Source organism: Eubacterium sp. (assembly GCF_057858645.1).
Window position 1 is genome coordinate 1 of sequence record NZ_DBLZZO010000011.1, and the last position, 23,621, is coordinate 23,621.

The 23,621-nt window shown below is 30.7% G+C and carries 23 protein-coding genes; 20 read left to right on the plus strand and 3 right to left on the minus strand.

The features are described from left to right. From ACZM4J_RS05055 to ACZM4J_RS05145, 19 genes are all read left to right on the plus strand, one after another. Positions 1 to 1,288: sensor histidine kinase (locus tag ACZM4J_RS05055; RefSeq protein WP_489485715.1), on the plus strand; the 1,288-nt coding region annotated here is incomplete at its 5' end. Between the two features lie 5 nt (positions 1,289 to 1,293). Beyond that, positions 1,294 to 1,992, plus strand: a complete 699-nt coding sequence (locus tag ACZM4J_RS05060) for a LytR/AlgR family response regulator transcription factor (RefSeq protein ID WP_256279007.1) — start codon at positions 1,294 to 1,296, stop codon at positions 1,990 to 1,992. A 228-nt stretch (positions 1,993 to 2,220) separates the two neighbouring features. After that, positions 2,221 to 2,583, plus strand: coding sequence for a hypothetical protein (locus ACZM4J_RS05065; RefSeq protein WP_302690391.1), 363 nt, complete (start codon positions 2,221 to 2,223; stop codon positions 2,581 to 2,583). Positions 2,584 to 2,671: 88 nt separating this feature from the next. After that, positions 2,672 to 4,534, plus strand: coding sequence for an ABC transporter permease (locus ACZM4J_RS05070; RefSeq protein ID WP_022164552.1), 1,863 nt, complete (start codon positions 2,672 to 2,674; stop codon positions 4,532 to 4,534). Positions 4,535 to 4,539: 5 nt separating this feature from the next. After that, positions 4,540 to 5,169, plus strand: a complete 630-nt coding sequence (locus ACZM4J_RS05075; RefSeq protein ID WP_022164551.1) for an ATP-binding cassette domain-containing protein — start codon at positions 4,540 to 4,542, stop codon at positions 5,167 to 5,169. A 337-nt stretch (positions 5,170 to 5,506) separates the two neighbouring features. Further along, positions 5,507 to 6,385 carry a S8 family serine peptidase gene (locus ACZM4J_RS05080; protein WP_489485717.1) on the plus strand — a complete coding sequence of 293 codons (879 nt, stop codon included), beginning with the start codon at positions 5,507 to 5,509 and terminating at the stop codon, positions 6,383 to 6,385. Positions 6,386 to 7,601: 1,216 nt separating this feature from the next. Next, positions 7,602 to 8,048: a hypothetical protein gene (locus ACZM4J_RS05085; protein WP_412622735.1), complete on the plus strand. Its 447-nt coding sequence runs from the start codon at positions 7,602 to 7,604 to the stop codon at positions 8,046 to 8,048. Continuing rightward, entirely contained in the window at positions 8,014 to 8,406 is a 393-nt protein-coding gene (locus ACZM4J_RS05090) for a hypothetical protein (RefSeq protein ID WP_412335914.1), read from the plus strand. Before ACZM4J_RS05085 ends, ACZM4J_RS05090 begins: the two co-directional genes overlap by 35 nt. Before the next feature lie 256 nt (positions 8,407 to 8,662). Then, positions 8,663 to 9,955 (plus strand): sensor histidine kinase, encoded by a 1,293-nt coding sequence (locus ACZM4J_RS05095; protein WP_412622737.1) that lies wholly within the window; start codon positions 8,663 to 8,665, stop codon positions 9,953 to 9,955. 5 nt (positions 9,956 to 9,960) lie between these two features. Next, complete coding sequence (locus ACZM4J_RS05100; RefSeq protein ID WP_022164693.1) at positions 9,961 to 10,659, plus strand: LytR/AlgR family response regulator transcription factor; 699 nt, start codon at positions 9,961 to 9,963, stop codon at positions 10,657 to 10,659. A 185-nt stretch (positions 10,660 to 10,844) separates the two neighbouring features. Beyond that, positions 10,845 to 13,802, plus strand: coding sequence for a phage tail tip lysozyme (locus tag ACZM4J_RS05105; protein ID WP_412622739.1), 2,958 nt, complete (start codon positions 10,845 to 10,847; stop codon positions 13,800 to 13,802). A 104-nt stretch (positions 13,803 to 13,906) separates the two neighbouring features. Beyond that, positions 13,907 to 14,629 (plus strand): hypothetical protein, encoded by a 723-nt coding sequence (locus ACZM4J_RS05110; RefSeq protein WP_302689958.1) that lies wholly within the window; start codon positions 13,907 to 13,909, stop codon positions 14,627 to 14,629. Next, on the plus strand, positions 14,616 to 14,810 hold the full coding sequence (locus tag ACZM4J_RS05115) for a hypothetical protein (RefSeq protein ID WP_302689957.1): 195 nt from the start codon (positions 14,616 to 14,618) through the stop codon (positions 14,808 to 14,810). Before ACZM4J_RS05110 ends, ACZM4J_RS05115 begins: the two co-directional genes overlap by 14 nt. 24 nt (positions 14,811 to 14,834) lie before the next feature. Continuing rightward, entirely contained in the window at positions 14,835 to 15,257 is a 423-nt protein-coding gene (locus tag ACZM4J_RS05120) for a hypothetical protein (RefSeq protein ID WP_412622741.1), read from the plus strand. Positions 15,258 to 15,994: 737 nt separating this feature from the next. Then, positions 15,995 to 16,468, plus strand: coding sequence for a hypothetical protein (locus tag ACZM4J_RS05125; RefSeq protein WP_022165153.1), 474 nt, complete (start codon positions 15,995 to 15,997; stop codon positions 16,466 to 16,468). A gap of 151 nt (positions 16,469 to 16,619) precedes the next feature. Continuing rightward, on the plus strand, positions 16,620 to 16,895 hold the full coding sequence (locus ACZM4J_RS05130) for a hypothetical protein (protein ID WP_412622744.1): 276 nt from the start codon (positions 16,620 to 16,622) through the stop codon (positions 16,893 to 16,895). Beyond that, positions 16,885 to 17,523, plus strand: coding sequence for a hypothetical protein (locus ACZM4J_RS05135; RefSeq protein WP_412622746.1), 639 nt, complete (start codon positions 16,885 to 16,887; stop codon positions 17,521 to 17,523). The genes ACZM4J_RS05130 and ACZM4J_RS05135 overlap by 11 nt, the downstream gene beginning before the upstream one ends. 93 nt (positions 17,524 to 17,616) lie before the next feature. Next, complete coding sequence (locus ACZM4J_RS05140; protein ID WP_412622748.1) at positions 17,617 to 18,726, plus strand: DUF6273 domain-containing protein; 1,110 nt, start codon at positions 17,617 to 17,619, stop codon at positions 18,724 to 18,726. A gap of 79 nt (positions 18,727 to 18,805) precedes the next feature. Beyond that, positions 18,806 to 19,150, plus strand: coding sequence for a hypothetical protein (locus tag ACZM4J_RS05145; RefSeq protein WP_412622749.1), 345 nt, complete (start codon positions 18,806 to 18,808; stop codon positions 19,148 to 19,150). 75 nt (positions 19,151 to 19,225) lie between these two features. Here ACZM4J_RS05145 and ACZM4J_RS05150 read toward each other — a convergent pair whose 3' ends face one another. The 3 genes from ACZM4J_RS05150 to ACZM4J_RS05160 form a co-directional block, all read right to left on the minus strand. Then, a complete protein-coding gene (locus ACZM4J_RS05150) occupies positions 19,226 to 19,822 on the minus strand; it encodes a metallophosphoesterase family protein (RefSeq protein ID WP_022165149.1) in 597 nt (198 codons plus the stop codon). A gap of 47 nt (positions 19,823 to 19,869) precedes the next feature. Next, positions 19,870 to 21,768 carry a BMP family ABC transporter substrate-binding protein gene (locus ACZM4J_RS05155; RefSeq protein ID WP_302689952.1) on the minus strand — a complete coding sequence of 633 codons (1,899 nt, stop codon included), beginning with the start codon at positions 21,766 to 21,768 and terminating at the stop codon, positions 19,870 to 19,872. Positions 21,769 to 21,834: 66 nt separating this feature from the next. Beyond that, positions 21,835 to 22,470 (minus strand): hypothetical protein, encoded by a 636-nt coding sequence (locus tag ACZM4J_RS05160; protein WP_412622752.1) that lies wholly within the window; start codon positions 22,468 to 22,470, stop codon positions 21,835 to 21,837. Between the two features lie 250 nt (positions 22,471 to 22,720). On the opposite strand from ACZM4J_RS05160, the gene ACZM4J_RS05165 reads away from it, so the two are divergent. Next, positions 22,721 to 23,602, plus strand: coding sequence for an ATP-grasp domain-containing protein (locus tag ACZM4J_RS05165; RefSeq protein WP_303000133.1), 882 nt, complete (start codon positions 22,721 to 22,723; stop codon positions 23,600 to 23,602). The last annotated feature ends 19 nt before the right edge of the window (positions 23,603 to 23,621 follow it).

Genomic DNA, 23,621 nt, shown 5'->3' on the forward strand with positions numbered 1-23,621 from the left:
ATATATGAATCTATTTATAGCAATATTAACAGATTTCAGCCATTTTATAAAAATAATAATGGCAATGAATTTGTTTGGAAATTTTGAAGAGAGAATTAATAAGTATAAAATCATATTGATAGCTGCAATCATAGCACTGGCATCAGGTATTATTTACTTTGATGAGAAAATGAAGATTGGTTCAATTGTATACTTTATTACAACATATTCAGTGTTTAGAATGTGGTATGCAGAAAAAAGAAAATTATTGCTTTTATTTTCTATATGGATTCCATTTATGATGTCTATGATAGACACTATGTTTTTAATTTTGGTAAAACTCTTTTTGGGACTTTTACCGTTTGGCATTAAGAGTTTTGAAGAACTTATGGCGTCAGTTTTATCGTTAATGTTTATTTATACGGTAGGCTATATTTATAGGAAACATTATCAATACGGATTGAAAAAAATAGAATATAAAAATCTGGTATTACTGACAGTGCTAATTGTTGTAAATTCCATTGTGGTGATGACGGTTGCAAAAGTTGCAACAATTGAATTGTCTGAAAAACATAAACTAGTATTTTCAGGTGCGTTCATAGCTGTTATAGTTGGGATATTCATACAATTGGGGGCAGTAATTCTACTTAAGGTTTCAAAAAATGTTTCTCAGGAAAGAGAACTGGAAACAAAAATGTACTTGAAGGAGCAGCAAAACTATTATGAATATCTTGAAGAACGTGAAAAAAACACAAAAAAGTTCAGACACGATGTTAGAAATCACTTAGAATTGCTTACAAAACTTATAAATAGCAAACAGTATGAAGAAGTAAATGACTATTTAGAAAAAATAAACATAAAAATAGATGAGTTGGGAAATGCAGTTAGCATCGGAAACGGAATAGCGGAAGCAATAGTGAATAAATACTATTATCAGGCAATAGATTCAGGTGTAAAAATGAAAGTTTCAGGTGTTTTACCTACAGAGTGTAGGATTGATGCTTATGATTTATGTACAATATTTTCAAATGTTTTAAGCAATGCAATTGAAGCTGCAGGTAAGTCAAAAAAGAAACAGATTTATTTAGATTGCAGATACAACGATGAAAACATAATTATAAACATAAGAAATACCTATAAGGATAATGGACAATTTAAAAATAAGAATCTGGTTACAACAAAAAGTGACAGAGAATATCATGGTTTCGGACTTGAAAATGTTAGAGAATGTGTAGAAAGGAATAATGGTCTTATATACATAGAGATAGGGAAGGAAGAGTTTATGGAAACTATTTCTATAAAAAGGTAAATAACATGAAAATTGCAATAGTTGATGATGAGGCTTACTGGAGAGAAAAGGCAGAAGAATGCATTAAGGAAGAGATGAAGAATGAAATAGAGATTACAGTGTATGACAATCCAATATCCTATTTGGAATCTAAGGATGAATATGATATATCTTTAATAGATATAGAAATGGATGAGTTGGATGGCTTTGAAACTATTAAAAAAGCCAGGGAGAAAAATAAGGACACCATCTTTATGATATTAACAACACATACGGAAATGAGTAGAAGAGGTTATCTCGTAAATGCATTTAGATATTTGGACAAAGTGAATTTAAAAGAAGAGCTGAAAGAGGCGTTTTATTCAGCAAAAAAATTGCTTGAAAAGGATAAAAAGATAACCTTAAATATCGTTGGAGAAGCACAGCAGGAGGTAGCGCTAAAAAACATTTATTATTTTGAAGCACAAAGACATGGGGTACTGATTTATACGACATTGGGAGTAAAAAGATGTAACGACAGTATGTCGGAGATGGAACAGAAACTGGACAATAAATGGTTTTACAGATGCCATAATTCGTTTATAGTAAATCTGGACGAAATAGAATCACTAAAAGGCACAGTAATATATATGAAGAACGGTAATGATATAGATATATCAAGAAGGAAGGTCAGTGAGTTTAAAAAAGTTTTTTTGAAAAGACAATATGAATGTGCAAATGGTTAAAAAGTCACGCAAGTGGCTTTTTTTTGCTACAAAAGTATGGGAAAAATATTAATAATAAACATTTTCACATTTAGAACTACCATTTAAGTAAAAATATATACCATTTAGGCAAAAGATATTGAGTTTATGAAAGTAAAAGGATATATTCAGATTGTTTTGAAACAACGAAAAATAAAATCTTATAAGAATTTATTTTCTTTAAAAACATAATAAGAGGAGGAAATTAAAGTGAACAAATTGAAGAAAGTAATGGTTTATGTTTGTACGGTGGCAACAGTTTTTGGCGCTACTACAGCAGTTTATGCAGGAGCGTCAAAAACACTTAACGGTGGCGGAGCAAAATGGACGGGTGGAGAAACATCAGATGGTATATTATACTCTAATTTGTATGATGAAAAAGAAGATGGTATAAAATATAATGTTACAGTATGGGTAGATCCAGATTGGAGTCCTAAAAAAGAAAAATCTGGTGAAACGACTGCTAAAGGAAAGAAAGGAAGAGTACATGTTGCAAAAGCAGCTACTCATAAAAATCCTTTTGTGGCAGAAAAATGCGGATATAAAGATTTCAAGGCTGTCGCTGTAAAATAATCTTTAAAGGATAGAAAACCTTGATAATGATATATCAAGGTTTTCTAAATATACACTATTAATTTTATGAATAAATAGGGGAGGCTTTATGAAAAAAATATTCTCACTAATTGGCGTGATGCTTGTGATTTTTTCAGTATATTTTATGCTACTTGTAGTTGATAAATCTAACTATATTAGTGACGAAAGGATTTCCGATTTCTCATTAGAAAAACAAGTTGGGTTTGATACACTTGAAAAATTTGCAAAGGAAAGCGATGTATCAGTACAGATTAGAACATTTAATAATTATTCTTTTGGAAATGTTCAATGCAAAATTGAGGTTATTAACCCTAAACATAATACTCAATATGGTGTTATGAAGAGCCTGTTTCCAAATAGACATATAGAAATAGTACCAAATGAAAAAAGGAAAGATAGAAAAGCCAGATATTTTATGGTACAGGATAATGAATTAGGTAAAGTTTCAGCATTAAAAAATATATTGGATAAAAATGGTTATAATGCAGAAGTGGTATACAAAGAACCGGTTAAGTTTAGTTTTGAAATGTTATTTAGTCCTTTAAATATTGGCTTTTTTGTATCCATCTTTTGTTTATCTTTATTCAGCACATCGATATATTATATTTCAAGATTAAAAGAAATTGGAATATTGAAATTAAATGGTTGGTCTGAACGAAGAATTTCAGTACGATTGTATAAGGATATTGTAAAAAATACAGGATATGGATTTGTACCATGTGCAATATTATTTGTCTTGTACATAATGTTTATGGATATTAGTCAATTGCCGGAATATTTAATAATGTTGCTGTTTTTAATTTTAGCTCTGGATTTTGTGTATATATGTGTTGCAATGGTAGCAGTAATTTTTATCAAGAATACAGATTATATAGATTCTATAAAGAACAAAAAAAACAATAAAATCATATTTTTAATGGTAATGCTGTTTAAAGTAATCTTGGTGGTAGTAGTGCTTATTATATCAACACAATTAATAGATAATACTTTGAGACTAACGGAAGGAGTTAAAAGAGCAGAGGAGATTGAAGCTCATAATTGGTATATTTGTACACAGCATGTTGCATTAAGTAGTGATGAAGAAAAAGAACTTGATTTATATATGCAAAAGTTTAAGTCTAATGAAATCTTTAATTATTGTCCATCAGACAGCACACAAGATAGAAATGAACCTGCTGTTGTGTACAAGGACTTAGATAGCATTGAAAGCAATATGATAATTGCTTCATCTAATCTTATTTCTTATTTGGGAATAAAAAATAAAAACGGAAATAAATTGCAAATAAAAGATAATAGAGAGTACTTGTTAATTCCAGAAAATTTATGGGAAAAACGTAGCAAAATAATAAAGTATGAAGGATTAGAAAATATAGAAACCATATGCATTCCAAATGGACAATGGATTATGGATTTGGAAACTCCGGGTAAGTATTCTTATAATTCTGTTATACAGGTATCAAAACTAGAAAAAAGGGCTACAGTTAGCTATGGTGATGTTTTTATGACTGAAAATGTAGCAAAACAGATGGAAGAAAAATTACTAACAATGGGATATGAAAAAGCAGATATAGAGATGGAAGAATTGGGTGTAGAATTGCGCACACATATATCAACTTATCAGACGGAATTATTTGAAAGTGTAATATATTTCTTTATTGTTTTTTTAACATATGTACTTGTAGATATAAGTTTGTATTGTATTTATTATGAATTTAAGAAAAAGAAAATGGCGGTATATAGTTTGTTAGGAAGAAAGACCGTGAATGATATTTTTAATTTTATATTTTATAATGCTACGATTATAGTAGCAGCATCTATTATCATAAATAGGATCTTTATGTTTTTAATTATTCCTGAAACAATAATATTTTATATTATCTTATCAAGAAAATCATTTGAAAGCATAGGAACTGTAATTAAAGGAAGGTAGTTATTATGAATGCGTTAGAATTAAAAAATATATCAAAGAAGTATGGAAATAATACTATATTTGATAACTATAATTTAGAGGTTAAAAAGGGTACATTTCTAGGAATTAAAGGAAAAAGTGGACGAGGAAAAACAACTTTGTTGAATATAATGGGTTTATTGGAGGACTATGAGGGTACTCTCAATATTATGGGGGAAGAGGTAAGGTACAGAGATAAGAAAAAACGAAAAGAGATGTTAAAAAAGGTAATAGGTTATCTGTTTCAAAATTACGCACTTATTGATGATTTGACAGTATATGAAAATCTCAAGATTGTAATCAATAAAAAGAATAAGATAAAAGGAAAGGAGTTAATGTTAGAAGCTCTTGAGAAAGTTGGAGTTGCAAATGAATTTTTAAATAAAAAGATTTATACTTGTTCAGGAGGTGAGCAACAAAGAATTGCCATTGCAAGACTGATGCTTAAAGATTGTGATATTGTTCTGGCAGATGAACCTACAGGAAGTTTGGATGACAAGAATACGGCGATTGTGATGAAATTATTGACTCAATTAAATGAAGAAGGAAAAACAATTGTTATGGTTTCTCATGATGATGTTGCACTTTCATATTGTAAGGAAATAGTCCAATTGTAATAAATTTTTATTGAATATCTTGTCAGTTTTAATAAACAGAAAGAGCATATTGCGAAATCGAAATCGCAATATGCTCTTAGGTTAAAAATGCATAGGTTTAGTTGAATACATTCATTGCTTTAACATACCCTTGCAATCCATCGGGTTGTAAGGCGAAATAGATATAATTAAATGGTTCTTCCCTTGCAAGTCGATGGAGATAAGCAATATCCAACGGATATTCAAGATAAACATTTTTATTTAATCGAGTGCAGTTAAGCACAATTTTTAGTTTGTCTTTGGTATAAACTTCAATATCATCATCTTCCGAATTGTGAATTGCAAAATAGATATTTCAATGGTTGATTTAAATGAATATTTAAAATATCGTAAATGTACTATTGCAGTTATTGATTCAGGAATTAATATTGAAAATGCTATTTTAAAAAGACATTTGTGGAAAAATACTGATGAAAAGATAGATAATATTGATAACGATGCAAATGGGTATGTGGATGACATATGTGGATATAATTTTAAAGATAACAACACTAAATTGTTTTCTAGGGAGGATACAAGTCATGGTACAAGTATAGCCAATATACTATGTACAAATTCAACAGAAGATGGTAATTTTGAAGAAAACGAGTTTATTGAATTTATGCCATTAAAAATCATGCAACAAGGTAATGATGGGGAGTGTGATGACTTGGTAGACGCTATACTTTATGCTCAAGAAAATGGGGCTGAAATTTGTGTTGTAAGTTTGCTTATGTTTAAAGAAAACTTAAAATTGAAAAAGGTAATAAAAGAATCTAATATGCTTTTTGTGGTAGCGGCTGGTAATTATAATTTAGACATAGATGAAGTGAAAATGTATCCTTGTAGTTATAATTTTAATAATGTTGTTACGGTAGGAAGTTTTAGATATGATGGATGTTTAAGTACTACTTCTAACTATGGTGAAAGTGTTGATATTGTAGCACCAGGAACGGATATTTTATGCTTAACAAAAGATAATAAAGTTTCTTATATGGGTGGAACTTCTTTTGTTGTGCCATATGTTGCAAAGGCCTGTGCAATAATATATAGTATGAGTGAAGAAATAAAGTCAGCAAATGAGATGAAGAAAATACTATTAGATGCAGCATCTAAAAATAAATGCCTAAAAGGGAAAATAAAAGATAATAATCAGCTAAATATTTTGAACATAATACAAAAATTGAAGGAGGAGTAAAATAATGAAAGTTGAAAAGAAAAAAATCGTTATCCTTTTGATAATGATAATATCAATTTTAATTTGTTTGTTTAATTTTATGAGTATTATAATGGATGATTTCTTTTGGAAAACACAATATACAGTAATTATGTTTTTTATTGATACAATATTAATTCTATTATTAATATTTTCTAGAAAAAGAAGTTAGAATTGACGAATGATATTAATAAAATGTTGTAGGATAGGAATTGTAATAGTACTAATTTCATCATTCTTTGCATAGAAGATAGCTATTATTTGGAATAAAAAGAGAAAAATGGATAACTAATTATTATTACAAATAAATGTATTAATTAAGTATAAAACCTAAAATCCTTCCCACAAACACTTGAACTTTTTACATTTTATTATAAAATACCATAAAGTTTCATATTGCCCGCAATGCCGGATAAACAAAGGAATTGCGGACATTTTTATAACACAAAATAATGTTTAATAAACTGATATAAAATGCCCTAGGGCTTTCAGGGTGTGCAGGGTTCGAGGTCTCAATTGGCATTTCGGTCGATGCTACTGCCAAGGGCAGAGTTGTCCACAGGACAATCGCATCCCTGAAGGCGCACTTGCGGGTACCGTTTCGGACATTAAATTGCCTGGGGTGGTACTTTTCTTTGTGCGTAAGCAATGAGTCACATAAAAAAAGAGAGAATGTTCAGAGAGAAATGTTTACATTTCGAAAAGAACATTCTCTCTTTTTTTAATGCGGCGAATGCCGCATCAGCGAAATGAAGCGAAGCGTAATTGAGCTGTATGTGACTCATTCAATCCTGAGTGCTTGCATTCAAGACAGAGAGTCTTTTTCTCTTTTTTTGATGCGGCGAATGCCGCATCAGCGAGATGTAACGAAGTGGAATCGAGTTGTATGTGACGAATTAAAGTTGAGAGCAGCAAATGTTAGGCGTTCTATTCGTAATTATTGGTGCAATAGAAAAGCATAAAAAACAGGGCAGGTAGCTTTAAACACTGGAATTTTTGACAAATATATGAATACATATTATTATAAGGTTGTATGCGTTTTGTGTACAACTTTATTTCATAATGGGGAAGTATGAAAAAGTACATATCTAAATAAAAACTTACAAAATCTATTTCTAAAAGTTTCAGTTACAAGTTTTATACATTTTTCCATTACAGTAGTTTTAACACAAGATAAAACAAAATTCAGGAGGAAAATATGAAAAATAAGAAAAAAACATGCATAACTATTGTGGTGTGCTTGGTGGTTGGAATTATCAGTGGAATTGCGTATTTCCAAGTTGGTAAAGCAGCAAAAAAAGACAACAGTCAGGTAGTTAATGAAAGCACTATTACTAATAGAAAAGACAAAGGTAAAACCGGGAAATCTTTGTTAAACGAAATCAATATAAAATCTTATAAGGACATTTCAAAAATTGTTGTAGGTGAAAATACACAGGAAGATGTATCCTGGGTAGAACCAATTCAAACAATAACATTCACAAATAAAGATGATATTGATTATTTATATAATCAACTATCTCAATTAAAAACATTGAATAAAAGTGGGTCTGATGATGAAAATGAAGTAGAGGCTCCAAAAAAGCGAACAATACAATCGGTACCAGAAAATGCAAAAATATGTTACTGCATTACAAAAATATGAAGGTGAATCCTGGTATAGCGGCAATGAAATTGCACTGGTTGATGGAGAGCTGAAATTGAAAGCTTTTATATGCAGGGATAACAGTGAAAATCGCAAAAAAATATTAAAAATTGTAGATTCACCAAAGGACATTGTGTTTGGAAATGGAGAAATTTCTTATGTAAAATTAAAAACTATAAAAGAATTTATTAGCAATCAAATTCTTCACGACAGAGACAAATATGACTATATAATTGGATGTGCTACTATTTCCAAAGAAATCAAAATTACCATGTCAGGTAATGTAAAAAAATCACAAATAAACGACTTTTTAACAGAATTTGAAGAGTATAAAAATTATATAAACATAGTCAAATAAGATGTAAAAATCAGAAAAAAATCAACGCTTATGTCGAAAAAAACGACGTTCGTGCAAAAACTATTTACAATTAAATAAAAAGAAGTATGCTAACTCTTGTCCGGGCAATACAACAGTATATACGGAAAGGACAAGGGAAGTGTACAAGTGGGTACATTGGTTTTGGAGCTTATTAAAATGAGTTGATTTATATTAATCTTATATGTAAAAATATGGTATAATTTAATATATTTTACATTAGGGAGCAAAGAAATCAATGAACATATTTTGTAATATACTGGCAAATCTTTTTCATATAATGGGGATTTTATTGATTGCAGAAAATATTTTACAGTTTACTAAATCTAAAAATAGTAATGGTCTAAAAATATTAGCAACAATTATTGTATCCATATTCAGTGCTAATCCTGTATTGATGAAACATACGGGGCTGGATTTAATAAGCTTTTTAGTATGTATATTTATAATTATGAGGATTTGTTTTGTTGAAAAAAATAAGACGGTAATTGTATATATCATAGGAAGTTCTATGGTATTGGAATGTGTTGAGATGTTTTTTTCACAAATTGTTGAGACAATAGTAGAGATGCTAAAACTCAATGCAAGAAATTATTCTAATCTTATAGCATCACTATTAACGTTGATTTGCATTATTGTTTTATCAATTATAATAAAACGAAAGTATATTTACGGAATAAAGAAGATAGCTGTTAAATATTGGATAATTATGACGATAAATATAATGGCAAATTTCTGCGTATTGGCAATACTGGCATATATAACAATGAAACAGGTTGTACATGACGGGAAAGCTGTTTACATCATAATTTATTTACTTGTTTCCATAGGATTAATAATTCAAATAGTTTCAACAGTAGCTTTGATAATTTCAAGAAATATACACAGAGAAAATGAAATGTTAGCAAAGAAATACTTGGAAGAACAAAAAAACTATTACGAATACCTGGAACAAAGGGAAGTCGAAACCAAGAAATTCAGACATGATATAAGAAATCATTTATATCTATTGGATAAAGTGAAAAAAGAGGGGAAGAATGAAGAATTTGAAAAATATCTTCAGGATATTATAGAGCGCGTTGACAGGTTAGGAACTAAGGTAAATGTTGGAAATGATATTGCCAATGCCATATTAGATAAATATTATGCTGAAGCAATTAACAAAGGCATTAACATACAGATTCAGGGACATTTTCCAATAAACTGTAGTGTTAGTGCATATCATTTATGTACAATATTTTCTAATCTGTTGAGCAATGCTATAGAGGCGGCAGAAAAAGCCACGATAAAGAAAGTTTGGGTAATATGTCGTTATACGGAAAACGAGATAATAATAGAAATTGGAAATTCTTATTGTGATAATAATCTTAATAAGAAAAATCTAAAAACTAAAAAGCCCGAAAAACAGTATCATGGTTGGGGATTGAAAAATGTAGAAGATAGCGTCAATGCATGTAACGGGTTAATAGACATAGAAATCGAAAATGGTTGTTTTGTTGTATCAGTTACATTAAAGAATAATGAGGTATAAGGAAAATGAATATAGCCATTGTTGATGATGAAAGCTGTTGGAGAGAAACAGCGCAAAAAGTAATTAATAATTACACAGGAGATAAAGACAGAATTGAAATGTTTAGCTCGGGAATGGAATTCCTGAAAAAAGACAAATACTATGATGTTGTAATTATGGATGTAGAAATGCCGGATTTAAACGGCTTTGAGACAATAACGGAATACAACAAAAGTAATAAAAACAGTATTGTCATAATTCTTACGACACATTTGGACTGTGCAAGACAGGGATTTTTGGTAAATGCATTTCGATACATTGATAAGTTAAATATGCAGAATGAATTAGAAGAAGCTTTTGGAGCAATACAAAAAATAAATGAAAATAAATACGCCTGCATAATAGGGCATAAAAGTAATGAGACAAGAGAAATTCCTATTAATTCAATTCTATATATTGAAACAAAGTCAAGAAAAACACTAATTCATACAGAAGAGGGTTGCTTTATTTCGGATGAAAAAATCAATGACTTGGAAAACCGGTTAGAACCGTATGGGTTTTACCGAAGTCACAAATCCTATTTGACCAATATGGCAAAGGTTGAATACATTGATAAAGAATTTGCATATTTTAAAGATAATGAGAAATCTTATGTTAGCGTGAGAAAATATGCAGAAACGAAAAAACGATATATTGCAGCAAAGAAAAAAATCGCAGCTATGTAATAAAAAAACGGCATGAACGTCAAAAAAACAACGTTCATGTCGTTTTTTTCGACGTTCGTGCAAAGTCTATTGATAAGGAAGGGAAATGTGAGTATACTGTGATGCGTATCTAAATTTAGATGTACAAACATAAAAAGTAGGGAGAGCTTTTTTACATTACTAATCAAAAATGGGAGAAGAAAAAATTGAAGAATGTACTTAAGAAAGGAATCGCATTTACATTGGCATTAACATTAAGCGTTAGCAGTGCAAACGTGAGTCTGTTTATTACAAAAGCAAATCAGCAGGCAGAAGAAAAAAGCAATGTTAAAAGCACAACTGTATATAACAACAAAAATGAAATTGTAAGTCAGAGCTTTGTTGATTACGATGGAAGAACTGTTAAGGAATTAAGTAATGGATTGTATATTGATTATACTTATGATGCGTCTGGAAGAGTTTTTACTGAATATACTAACGGAACAAATCAAAATAATCCGTCAGGAATAGACGATGGTAAGCTTATAGTGAAAACATATGATGAAAAAGGAAATCAGACAGCTACAATTACTAATCCCGAGATATCTGGTAACACATTGAAAGTAGGTAAGGATTCAATTGTTACAACAAATGAATACAACCAAAATGGAAACTTAATAAAAAGCACAGACGGAGAAGGAAATCAAACAAAATATGAATATGATGAGCAGGGAAGGACAACAAAAGTAATTACACCTTCTGATGCAACTAATACATACTCATATGATGAGTTGATAAAAGATGGTAATGACAGGGGTGTGGTAGATACCGTTACGGATGCATTAGGAAGAGTATCTAAAACAACAAATAATGGCTCTGATCAGATTACTAAAATTGAAGATATAGCATCAACAAAAAGCATTGTAAAAACATATGAATATGATTCTAATGGCAGACAGACAAAAGAAATATATTCTGATGGAAGCTATATTCAAAATACATATGAAGATGCAACAGGTGAATTAATTAAGTCAACAAGAATTGATGATAGCGGAAATGTTGAAGGCTATACACAGTATGAATATACAGTGGATGATAAGGTTAAGTCAGCTATTGATTATAAGAGTGGAAAGCCTTACAGATACACATATTATGAATATGATGCATATGGAAGAAATACAGGTGTGGCTGAGATAAATGCAACAAGTACACCGACAACTGAGAAAATTAAAGATTCAATGATTAAATATGTGTACGATGTTGATGATAATATCATAAAGATATATTATCCTAACAGTTCAAAGGATAAATTGAAAGGCATTAAGTTTATTTATAATAAAGACAAATGGATTACAGAAATTGACGGCATTCTATCAGGTGGTGATGATGACACAACTGTAATTCGAAAATATGATTATTACAGTAATGCAAAAGTTAGAACAATAAGAGATTATAAAAATTTCCTTAATAAGGGTACGGACTATATTCAAAGGGATTATTCATATGATAAAATTGATAGAGTAGTATTAATGACATATTTTACAAGTGATAACCCAAATACTGTAAAGGAAAAATATGAATATAAGTATGATAAAAATTCTAATATTACCTATAAACATGAGATAAGTAATTACGAAGATTCACGTAAGGATGAGGAAGTATTCTATGCTTACGATGAAGAAGGAAGACTTGTAAAATCAGAAAAGAATAATAAGTTAACATACAAAACGGTACGTTGTACATACAAATATGATAAAGTAGGAAACAGAACCTATGAATCAGAGTTTGAGACAGATACTGTTGCAACAGATCAGTCAAAAACAACAGGATATTATTCATATAATGGTTATAACGAATTAAATCAGTTAACATCAAGTACGGTAATAGAATGCGCTGATGGTTCAAATGTTAAATCGTATAGTAAATCATATAATTATGACAATAAAGGAAATCAAATTTCTGTTATTGACAGTGGTAAAAAAACAAACACTACTTACAAATACGATGTAAATAGCCAGTTAATTGATGTGGAAATAAAGACAAATGGAGTAATTACATCAAAACAACATAATGAATATAATGGACAAGGTCAACGTATTTTGAAAACAGATACGCAAATTGAAGGAAATAAGGTTAATTCCCAAACAATAAACTATTATTATGAGGGAAGCTTGCTATTATATACAACTGATGAAAAAGGCAATAAGACAAGCCAAAACATTATTGGAAATGATAGTAATACATTTGCTACAATAAGGTATGATTCAGGTACACAGACAGAATACTTTTATTCTAAAGATGTACAGGGAAGTGTCGTGGCAATTCTTAATAATAGTGGAAAATGTGAACAGGCGTACAGTTATACTGACTACGGAGAAACACAAAAGAACATTGATAGTAAGTTCTATAATGAAATATGTTATACGGGTGGTATTTATGATGAAAATACAGGACTTTACTATTTGAATGCAAGATATTATGATTCAAATGATGGAGAATTTTTAAGCCAGGATACCTATAGAGGCACAGAAACTGACAAAGATACGTGGAATCTATATGCTTATTGTTCCGGAAATCCAATAAATTATGTGGATCCGAGTGGACATAAGAAGAATAGAAATAGTGGACAATATTATCCGGCAGGTGCTTGGGATTCTATAAGAGAACAGGAGGCAAAAAAGTATACATATTATAATACGAACAAAGCCAGAAAATACATATATAAATATTTAAGGAAAAAGTTGAAGACTAACAAGAAGCAGGCATGTGCAATATTGGGCAATATTTATGTTGAAACGTGGCATACATATAGTTCTTTAATTTTACAAGGAAGCTCAGAACCGGCATTTTGGTATGTCAAAAAGTATGATGCATATGATAGTAAAGGATGGGGGATTCTTCAATGGACCTATTTTACTAGGAAGGAAGCTTTGTTAAAATATGTAAAAAAAGCTAATAATAAGCATAGGACTCAAAGTTTGAATGTTGGTGATTTGATTGTTCAGTTAGAATATTTTAATAAAGAGCGAAAGAGTGCTTATAAAAATAAGTGGAAAATATTTAAAGGCAAAAAAGAGATAGCTGATATGGTGAATTCTTTTTGTAAAGATTATGAGCAGGCAGGAGTACCACATTTAGACGAGAGAATAAATACCGCAAAAAAATTGTTAAAAAAATATAAGTAAAATATTTATTTAGTAACAACTCAAAATAACTTAAATAATTTTAGTTATTTTGAGCTGTTAGTAGATATTTTCGTAAGAAAATTAATAAAGGAGAGAAAGTAACTATGACTTTGAATAATAAGAAAAAAAAGATAATTTGTTTATGTATAATAGTGTGCATACTGTCCTTAGTAGGGTGTAATAAAAAAACAGAAAATACAAACAAATCTAATGAAAGTTCAACAGAAAAAAATATAGTTGTGACAACTAGTAGTAAAGTAGTGAAAATTGACAATAAAGAAATATTAGACGTACTTAAAAACGAGACAAGGTATTATAATACTGAATTAAAAAAGGAATGCTACATTAGAGATTACAATTCAGATAATTATATGAGTGTTAATTCAAAAGGTAAATATGAATATCAAGAAGAAAGTAATGTTGAAAAAACAAAAATTAAATCTTGGTGTCAAGTGGATATAGATTATGATGGGGAGCAAGAGGTTGTGTTACAAACAAGTTTAGGAAATGAGTTGGTATTAACTTATAAAGATGGAAAAGTGTATTGTTATTCATTTCCGTTCAGAGGAATGAAAAATATAAAGAAAGACGGAAGTTTTGAAAGTTCTGGAAGTGCTGCAGACACATATATTGGTAGACTGAAATTTAATAATGGAGAGTGCCATTATAGCGAACTTTGTGCATGTGATAATGAAAATGAAGAGTCTCCTATTTATAGAGTGAATAACAAAAAAACTACAAAAGAACAGGTTGATAGTTTTTTGAAAAAACAAGAAGAAAAAGAAAATGTAGTGTGGAGCAAGGGAAATCCAATTGATAAAGAATGAAACTACTTTGAATTATATTTTAATAGATGGATATGATTTTAAACGCGAAAGTTATGACTCTATAGTTATGTTTGACAATAACTATGAATGGTTAAGCCAGGCTATAGGTGCTAGTCACAGCTATAAAATAAGGGTAGAAATGGAGTATAAAGATAGAAAAATAAAGGCTAAATTCGTATAATTAGTAATAAAATGGAGGAAGGAAATGAAGATTAAAAAGCTATCAATATTTGTGTTAATATTTATATTATGCTTATCAGGATGTGCAGGTACAAAAAAGGTAAAATATCAGTCTGGAAGAGATACGTACCTATCTGTAGGCGATGGACGATTTCAAATGATGAGTAGTTTTGATTACACAATATATGATTTAAAGGAAGATGAGTCTGTATTTGATAAAATTACTTTTTATTATGATGATTCTAAAGAGAGTAAATTATATTTAGTTAATGAGAATAATAATTATATGATTATTGATTACAAAAACAATAGCTATAAATCGTATGATAAAAATAATTTATCAAATGAATTGGAAAAAATCTTTGATTCAACAAAGATGATTAAATTACAAAAGATAAATTATGAAACTCTTGGTAGTGATGAACCGGCCTTGATAATTGACAATTAGAAGGATTATATTTATCAAATAAACAATTAATTAAGAAGTATAACGGAGATAAGAATGTTAGATTTGTACATAGGCATACATGGTGAAATTACAATAACTATATTTAGAATATTAATTGGAATAATATTACTTATTAGCGAGACAGTCTATTGTGACAACATATTATGGAGTGTTATTTGGTGTGATTTCAATTTATATATCAAATCTTAGGGTATCAGGTATACTAATAGGTGCCATATTAGGACTGCTCGTTAGTTTTGCGCTAATCATTTATAAAGAAACAGAAAATATTAATAATTTTATAGTATTATTTATAACTTTTTATGAAATAACAGAAATCATAGTATATTCTTTTAAATTTGACTTTTATAAATATGCCCCTAATATTAGTGAATTATATGCAGACCATAGAACAATATACTTTAAGTTAGTGGTAGCATTTTATGTTACATTGATTAGTTACATCATTATAAACCACCAAGAGAAAAAAAGAAAAATATTGGAAATAACAAATTTTTTTGGTTAGGAATATTTTTTATTGTAGGAGCAATTTTTGCTAATACAATACATCCATTAGATGTTCCTGACGAGTGGGAAGATTTGTGTTTAATCTTACTGAATGTGAATTATAGTCGCTACGATTATCTTGTACCTATATGTATTTTATTGGCAATAGCTTTAATAAGAATGAGCTTTAGATTACTAAGAAAAAAGGGAATTTTAGGAGAAAATTTGAAATGAAAAAACGAGTTATAAAAATATTGTGGATAATGGATTTATTGATTTATGTACTTTTTTCATATGTATACCGGACTGATGGCTTAGAGGTACAACTAGCGAAGAAAGGTTCTGATTTACATAGAGTGTATATTGATAATCAGGTAACATATAGCAATTTATATTATAATCCTATTAGTCCAACATTATTAAAAATTGGTTTGGCAGGAATGATCATAACCGCGTTAATTTTTGCTTTTTACGGAACATATATTTCAAGGAGATGGATTCTGAAAAAATATGCAAATAAGACAAAGGGGACTGACTTAAAGGAGAATGATAAAAATAATAAATCTATGAAAGCAAATACACCGTTGCGAAAATTGTTAAGCAATGTAATTTTAGTAGTTATTATTTTGTTTTTATATTTATTTGTTTTACATATAATTCAACGTTTCATTTACATAAATTTTTGTATGCTAGTAGGCGAGTAAAGTTTAATGATTATTTTAAACTAAAGAGAGGGAGAAGTTATGATTGAAAGTTACATTATGAGTGCTTTTAGATATGCACTTGCTTTTTGCATAATGGAAACTGTGCTATAATACAAAAGTATTGTGAATCAAATACGGAGGGGAGTAAAAAATGAAGAAACGTATATTCGGAGCAGCAGTAGTTATAGTGGCAATTGTGTTGATAATCGTTGCCTTTAATTCAAAAAATGATAATCAGAAAGAAACAGTTAAATTTGATAAATTATTAAGTAGTTTATATACTGACTCCCGGCAATTAAATCTAAATTTCAAGTGTTACAATCCTAATAGAGCTTCATGGAAGAAAAGTAATATTGAATCTGTAAGAGTGGCAGTTGGTTCTGATGAATTTGATGTGAATGTAGATGAGTTGAAACTTGAAACTTGAAGACGAATTAATAGATAACAAATATTACATGGGACATATTACTTTATCAGGAGAATTCGAGACATCAATAGGGGATGATGCAAGGTTAATTGTAAAAAAGAAGGACGACAACGAAGAACATAGCTATGAAATAGGAACATTGGTGTTTATAAATGATGAAAACGAAAATTACAAGGAGTGTAGTTTTGTTAATGCAGAAGCTGTTTTGAAAACTGATAATAATGACAACGTATATAATTACGGCATTATAATAGAGTTAAATACAAATAAAAATATAGAAATAAGTAATGTAAGGTTAGGTTTGGATAATTATGTAGAAGTTGATAATAATTATAAGATTTTTAACCAACAGGATTTTGAAGAAATTCATAGTATGATTGGCGATTCCAAACTTGAGAATAAAATCAAAGATGTTTATAAGAAGAAATTTTATGAAACAATTATCATAGAGGATTTAGGATTAAAACTGCAAAAAGGAAAGAACTATGTATATTTTCCATTAAAATATAAAAAGGGAAACACCTTGAGTTTAGATGAGGCTGTTATTTCAATAAATTATAAATCAAGTGGAGAGAATAAAGAAAAGGTAGTGACTAATTCTGCGACTTTTTATGTAGCAGGTAATTAAAAGAAGAAAATTACATAAACTGTCCATGCCACTTTTTCAGTTGCTTTTAAAGTGTATGAGTAATATAATGAAAAAGATAAAACGGAGGTATATATGGCGGCAAAAACAAAAGTTAAAGAAGTTAAGTTGACTGACGAAGAAAAGTATGCGAAAGCGAAAGAACTGACACAGGCTGTTAATTGTCTGACAAGAGACAAGGAAAGAGCAGAAATTTACGGAACAATAGCTAAGAAATATAGAGAGCTGGGTGACTATGAGGACTCGGCTAAGTTAGCTGAAGAGGCAGAGGCTAAGGCAAAAGAATTTAAGAAAAAGGCTGATGCTAACAAAAAGAATGAAAAGAAACCTGATAATTTTCAGGAAGAAGAGAAGAAGAGTAACGGAGTTGTCCGAAAAATAGTTTTAGGAATTATTCTTGTAGTAATAGTTGTTGGAATTGGAGGAGTAATTTTTTCTCAGACAAAACAGGGAAGATATGTTAGAGCTTCATATTATGAAAAGGTTGGCAATTATGAAAAGTCCTATAAGATGTTCAATAATTTAAAGTCTTACAAGGACAGTCAGGATAGAGCAACTTTAAGCAAATATGAATATGGCATAGATTGCAAAAAGAAAGATGAATACGAAGTCGCAAAGAATACATTGAGAAGTTTGGGAGATTATAAAGATTCCGAAGCTCAGTTGTGTGAATTGGAACTTAACAATATTGATAAGTCTGAGGTTGGCACAAGTATACTTTTTGGAGAGTATAAGTGGCTTATTCTTGAGAAAAAACAGGGAAAAGCATTTTTGGTTAAGTCAGAACCAATTCCAGGATATGCATACAATGATGAAAATATTAGCGTAACATGGGAAAAGTCATCTCTTAGAAAATTCTTAAATAGTGATTTTATTGATGAAACATTCTCTGAAAGTCAGAAGTCAAAAATATTAGAAACAAGGATTTCAATTCCCCTTAATAGTCAGTCTAAGACAAAGGGTGGAAAGGAAACAACAGATAAGTTGTTCATGCTTAATGCTGAGCAGGCAAACAGATATGAAGAAATCTTAAGTAATTATACAAGAGACTGGTGGCTTATTGATGCGGGTATCAGCGACAATACAGCTCAGTTTGTATCTAACGGCAAGGTCATGGATTATGGTTACGAGGTATCAAGCCAGAATATTAACATTCGTCCGGCAATGTGGATTCAGTATAAGTAAAACAATATTGAACGGGTGGTAGATTATATTAGTTTAAAAACTAATTAATAATACAAATGAGAATGAAAGGAGAAGAGTTATGAAAGCTAAAACTACATTATCAAGTTTAATTTTAGCAGTTGCAGTAATAGTTGCACAGTATTTAAATTATAAGATTGAATCAAAGGTAAGTCTTACATATAATTCTACATATGAATTTGTATGGTGTTCAATTATTATGTTGGTTTTAGGACTTATAGCGGGCATTAATATAATTTGGATTTTACATTCTGAAAATACCATTGAAACAATTATAGCTATTGCTTTTCAGGTTATAGCAGCAGTTGTGGGATTTGAAGCATTGAAAATTATAACATTTGTACCGCTTATGATAATAGGTGTGTATATTTGCATATTAGTATTGCAGAAAAATAAAAACAAATAAAAAAGATGTGATAATTCACCGGTTTAATCAGATATATAATCTGAGATTTAAACATTAAAGTGAATTATCACATCTTTATTTTTCGTAATCTATTACGCAGCGTTCACAGGCATTAACGATAATTGTGTTGCCGAATTTGTCGTAGCGTTTGAATTCGTGACCGTATGCTTTATGAACATGACCATGCACAAAATATTTTGGTTTATATTTTGTCATAATTTCCTTAAACACACTGAAACCTGTATGCGGCAAATCTTCTCCATCATTAATTCCCTTGGCAGGTGAATGACAAACCAAAATATCAACACCACCTTTCAGGAAAAGCTTACGCTTAAGTTTGGTGTAGCGGCGTCTCATTTGTCTTTCTGTAAACTGGAAAGTTCCCGGACGGTAACGCATTGAACCACCAAGTCCCATTATTCTAATTCCGTTGTAGACAATCAAATCGTCATCAATACACACGCATCCCTCTGGAGGTGTTGAAAGATAACATTCGTCATGATTACCATGTATGTAAAGAACTGGAACGTGAGATAGTGTTACAAGAAATGACAAATATTGTGGAGCCAAATCACCACAAGATATTATCAAATCAATATCTTCTAATTTATCAGGTGAGTAATAATCCCAGTAGTATTTGGATTCCTCGTCTGATATAAATAAAATCTTCATATTAGTCCTCCGAACTTATTTTTAAGAAACCCCATTGTTTCTTTTGGTTATTGATTTACACCTTGCTGCATTGCAACAGGTTTTGCTTCTTCTTCAAGTTCATCAATAACAGGTATCTCACCGATAATATTGTCCGAAAGCCAGTCCATTGTAATAATGTCATTTGGTGAGAGAGTTTGGTTTTCACCATTTTTTATTGTTTTGTCCTGTGAATAAATAATTCCTGAAAATGGATTAAAATCACCGGAGCGAATTGTTTTTGTTAATAGATTTATTAATTTTTTAATGCCCTCAGGTAACCATGGAGAACTAATTACTTCAATTGCGTTTTCAGCCATGCCCCACCAGTAGTTAATTGCCTTTACATTCTTTGAGTCATCTGCTTTCCATGTACCATTAAGAATGGCTTCTATAAGCTGCTCATAGAATTTTCCCCAGTTATATATTGGAATGGCAAGATTCCAAATACTGTCAGGATATGACATGTATAAACCGTAGTATCTTGTTCCGGCTTCTGGAACAGACAAATCTTTGTCGGAAACGCAGTCAGGCTGTAATTGTTTAATCTGTTCTTCAACGTCAACGTCTTTTAAACAGCTCCAAAGCAGATGAATTTTTGCTCTTGGATTGGTCATTTTTACACCCTGTGCAAATGAGTTAATATTGGCAATTGTTCCGTATATAGGATAATCGGCAATGTATACAATTTTGTCATGCGCTGCCATTGAACCGGCAACTGCACCCATAATGAATTTAGCTTCATGCATTCTTGCGTAGTATGTTCTCATTGAAGTATGAGGGTCATGCAGTGAGCAGTTTAGTATTGTAATTTTTGGATTAGCAATTGCAGCCTTTAAGCTTGCCTGAGAAAAAGTTGGCGATGTTGTAAATATTACATTGCAGCCATTGGCAATGGCATCATCAATTGCCTCTTCAATATTGTGTGAATTAATACTGTCATAGTATACGGTAGTTACATCATCAGGAAAAACTTCGTTAAGGTGCAATCTACCTAACTCATGGGAATAGGTCCATGCACTGGATGCTGAAGTTTTTTCATAAATAAATGCTACCTTCAAATGCTTTGCACCCGGTGTCAAAAGCTTTGTTAAAACAGAAGCTTTTTTGGTTGAAGCAGTCATTCTTAAGTCAACTTCGGTATCTGACATAAGCTCAAACTCAGAGAAATTTGAATTAATTAATTTAGTTAATTCACTGTCTGACATTTCTAAAAGTTCTTTATAGCCATATAGTTGTGTAAACGCTAGGAAAGCATCGCCACAAGTGATTTCCTTAAGATTTTCGCCACCGATTTCATCATATTTGGATTTAAAAGTTAGAAACAGCGAGCGAAAATCTATTCTTTCGTTATGGCTCCAAACTTCTCCAGGCTTTTTGCCTACAACAGTTTGCAATTTTTCAAAACTTCCTAGTTTTGAAAAATATAAGTAATTGATTTCTGACAAACTATAGAAATCAACAAATTCATAATAAAGTTTAACATCATAATCATCTGTTTTTTTCGGTAAAATTCTTGTTACCTGTCCCATTACGGAAACTGCATCGTAGTATTTCAAAACGCTGACACGTTTATTTCCTTCTAAAACATAGAATTTGTTCATGTATTCATAAGCAATAATAGGATCGGTAATTCCTTCTTCCTGTTGGGCTGTGGAAAGTGTCATCCACTTGGAAGCAAACTCGGAATTAGGGTCGAGAATAGGCATAAAGTTGCTGGAAAAAGAATTGCTTCTTCCGGCAGTTTTGGTACCTACCACCTGGGCTAATGGAATCTGAACTAACCCAAGAGATACTTCTCTGTAACTTTTGGTTGTATGCAAAATATCATCAAGAACTTCAAGAGTTGGACTTTCTCCAGCCATAAGTTTTGACTGATAGTCTTTTTTCCCAATTTTAGCTGCCTGTACATAATCTGAATAAGACATAGAAACCTTCCTTTCAAATAAAAACAACTCTAAGCATAAGCAAAGAGTTGTCTGGTGTCATGTTAATTAATTTTTTCTGAGATAAACACTTACACTTGTACTTTGGTAATATGCTATAAGTGTAATACTCTTTGTTTTCCACCAATGCTCAGCGGAACCATTTGAATATGTTCTTGCAAATGTATAATTTCCGTATGTACCTGAAATGTTAGAAACTATAGCATCATAAGAATCCTTTGAAAGTTTGCCATACTGTAAACGCACTTCATAAAGCTTACCTTTTTCGTTAAGTACATACTGAAGTAGAGCGTTAGAATCAGTAGGAAGAACTTGTGCACCAAAGTATTCAGGTGGATTCTTCTCGCTGAATTTGTATGTAAGATATGCAACTTTTCCATCTGAAGAAGCTGCGTATGAACCATCCTGAGTACCTTTCTGTTTCTTTTCATAAGAAGAAATAGATTTACGTTTACTGCCAAACTTAACATCAGTTAAATTCTTAATGGATTTACTAAGTGTTTCATCCTGTGAACCTTCTGTTGACATTACAGATACTGAATCAGGTGATGAATTGCTGCTGCTAGTATCTTTATTCTTAAGTTTTGGTATAAAAATTATTAGTAATGCAACAACTATAATCATTATTGTAAATATAACGATATATGTTATATTTTTGTTCATTGTTTGTTTTGTATCGCGCATTTGTCGCCTCCTAAAAGCTAATCTTTACATAATTCTAGCATAAAAGGTCAATAAGTTAAAGGTAAAAAGCAAAAGTATGTTGATAAAAAATAAGAATTTGTTATAATTAAAGGGTAGTACCTATTACTTATAAGTCTCTCCTAAGACTCATAAGTATACTAACATATTTTTCAGTCCGGAACGGTTAATGGCAAGGGGGCCTTAACCGTTCTTTGCTGTTAAAGGGAAAATGCAAATGTAGGAGGGCAATATGAAGACAGCTTGGTTGGTAGTAAATGGATATTTAAAAAGTGAAAAGTTTGAAGAAATATATAGTTGGTTAATTGAAGCAGCAAAGGAAAGAAACATTAATTTGAAAAAGTTGCCTAATGACCAGCTTGATTCAATTATTCCGGCAGATCCTGAAAATATAAACTGGAGAGAAAGACCGGAATTTGTTTTGTTTTGGGATAAGGATGTCAATTTGGCAAGAATGCTTGAGAGAGAAGGCTTCAGGGTATTTAATAATGCAGATGGAATTGAGGCATGCGATGACAAGGCGCTAACTTTTATCCGCCTAAAAAACAAAAACATAAAAATGCCAAAAACTTTTATTGCACCAATGACATTTGATAAGGAATATAAAGATTATACTTTTTTACTTCAGGTTGAAGGAAGCCTCGGCTATCCTATGGTGATTAAGGAAAACAAAGGTTCTTTTGGTGAACAGGTATATTTGGTAAATAGCTATTATGAAGCAGTTGATAAAATAAAAGAAATCGGGCATCATGAGTTTATTATGCAGGAGTTCATCGAAAGTTCTAAGGGTAAAGATGTTCGAATACACGTTGTAGGTGATGAAATTGTTACGGCAATGGAGCGTGTAAATGAAAATGATTTCCGCGCCAACATAACTAACGGTGGTAAAATGAAAAAGTACACACCAACTAAAGAGCAGGCACAGATGGCTATAGATGTATGCCGCGAACTTAATTTAGATTTTGCAGGTGTGGATATCATGTTTGGAAAAGAGGGAGAACCGGTTCTTTGCGAGGTGAACTCCAATGCTCACTTTAAAAACATATATGACTGCACAGGCGTGAATGTAGCGGAGAGTATTTTAGATTATATTGTTAAAAGTATTAAAGATTAGCATTGAAATTAAATGAGTG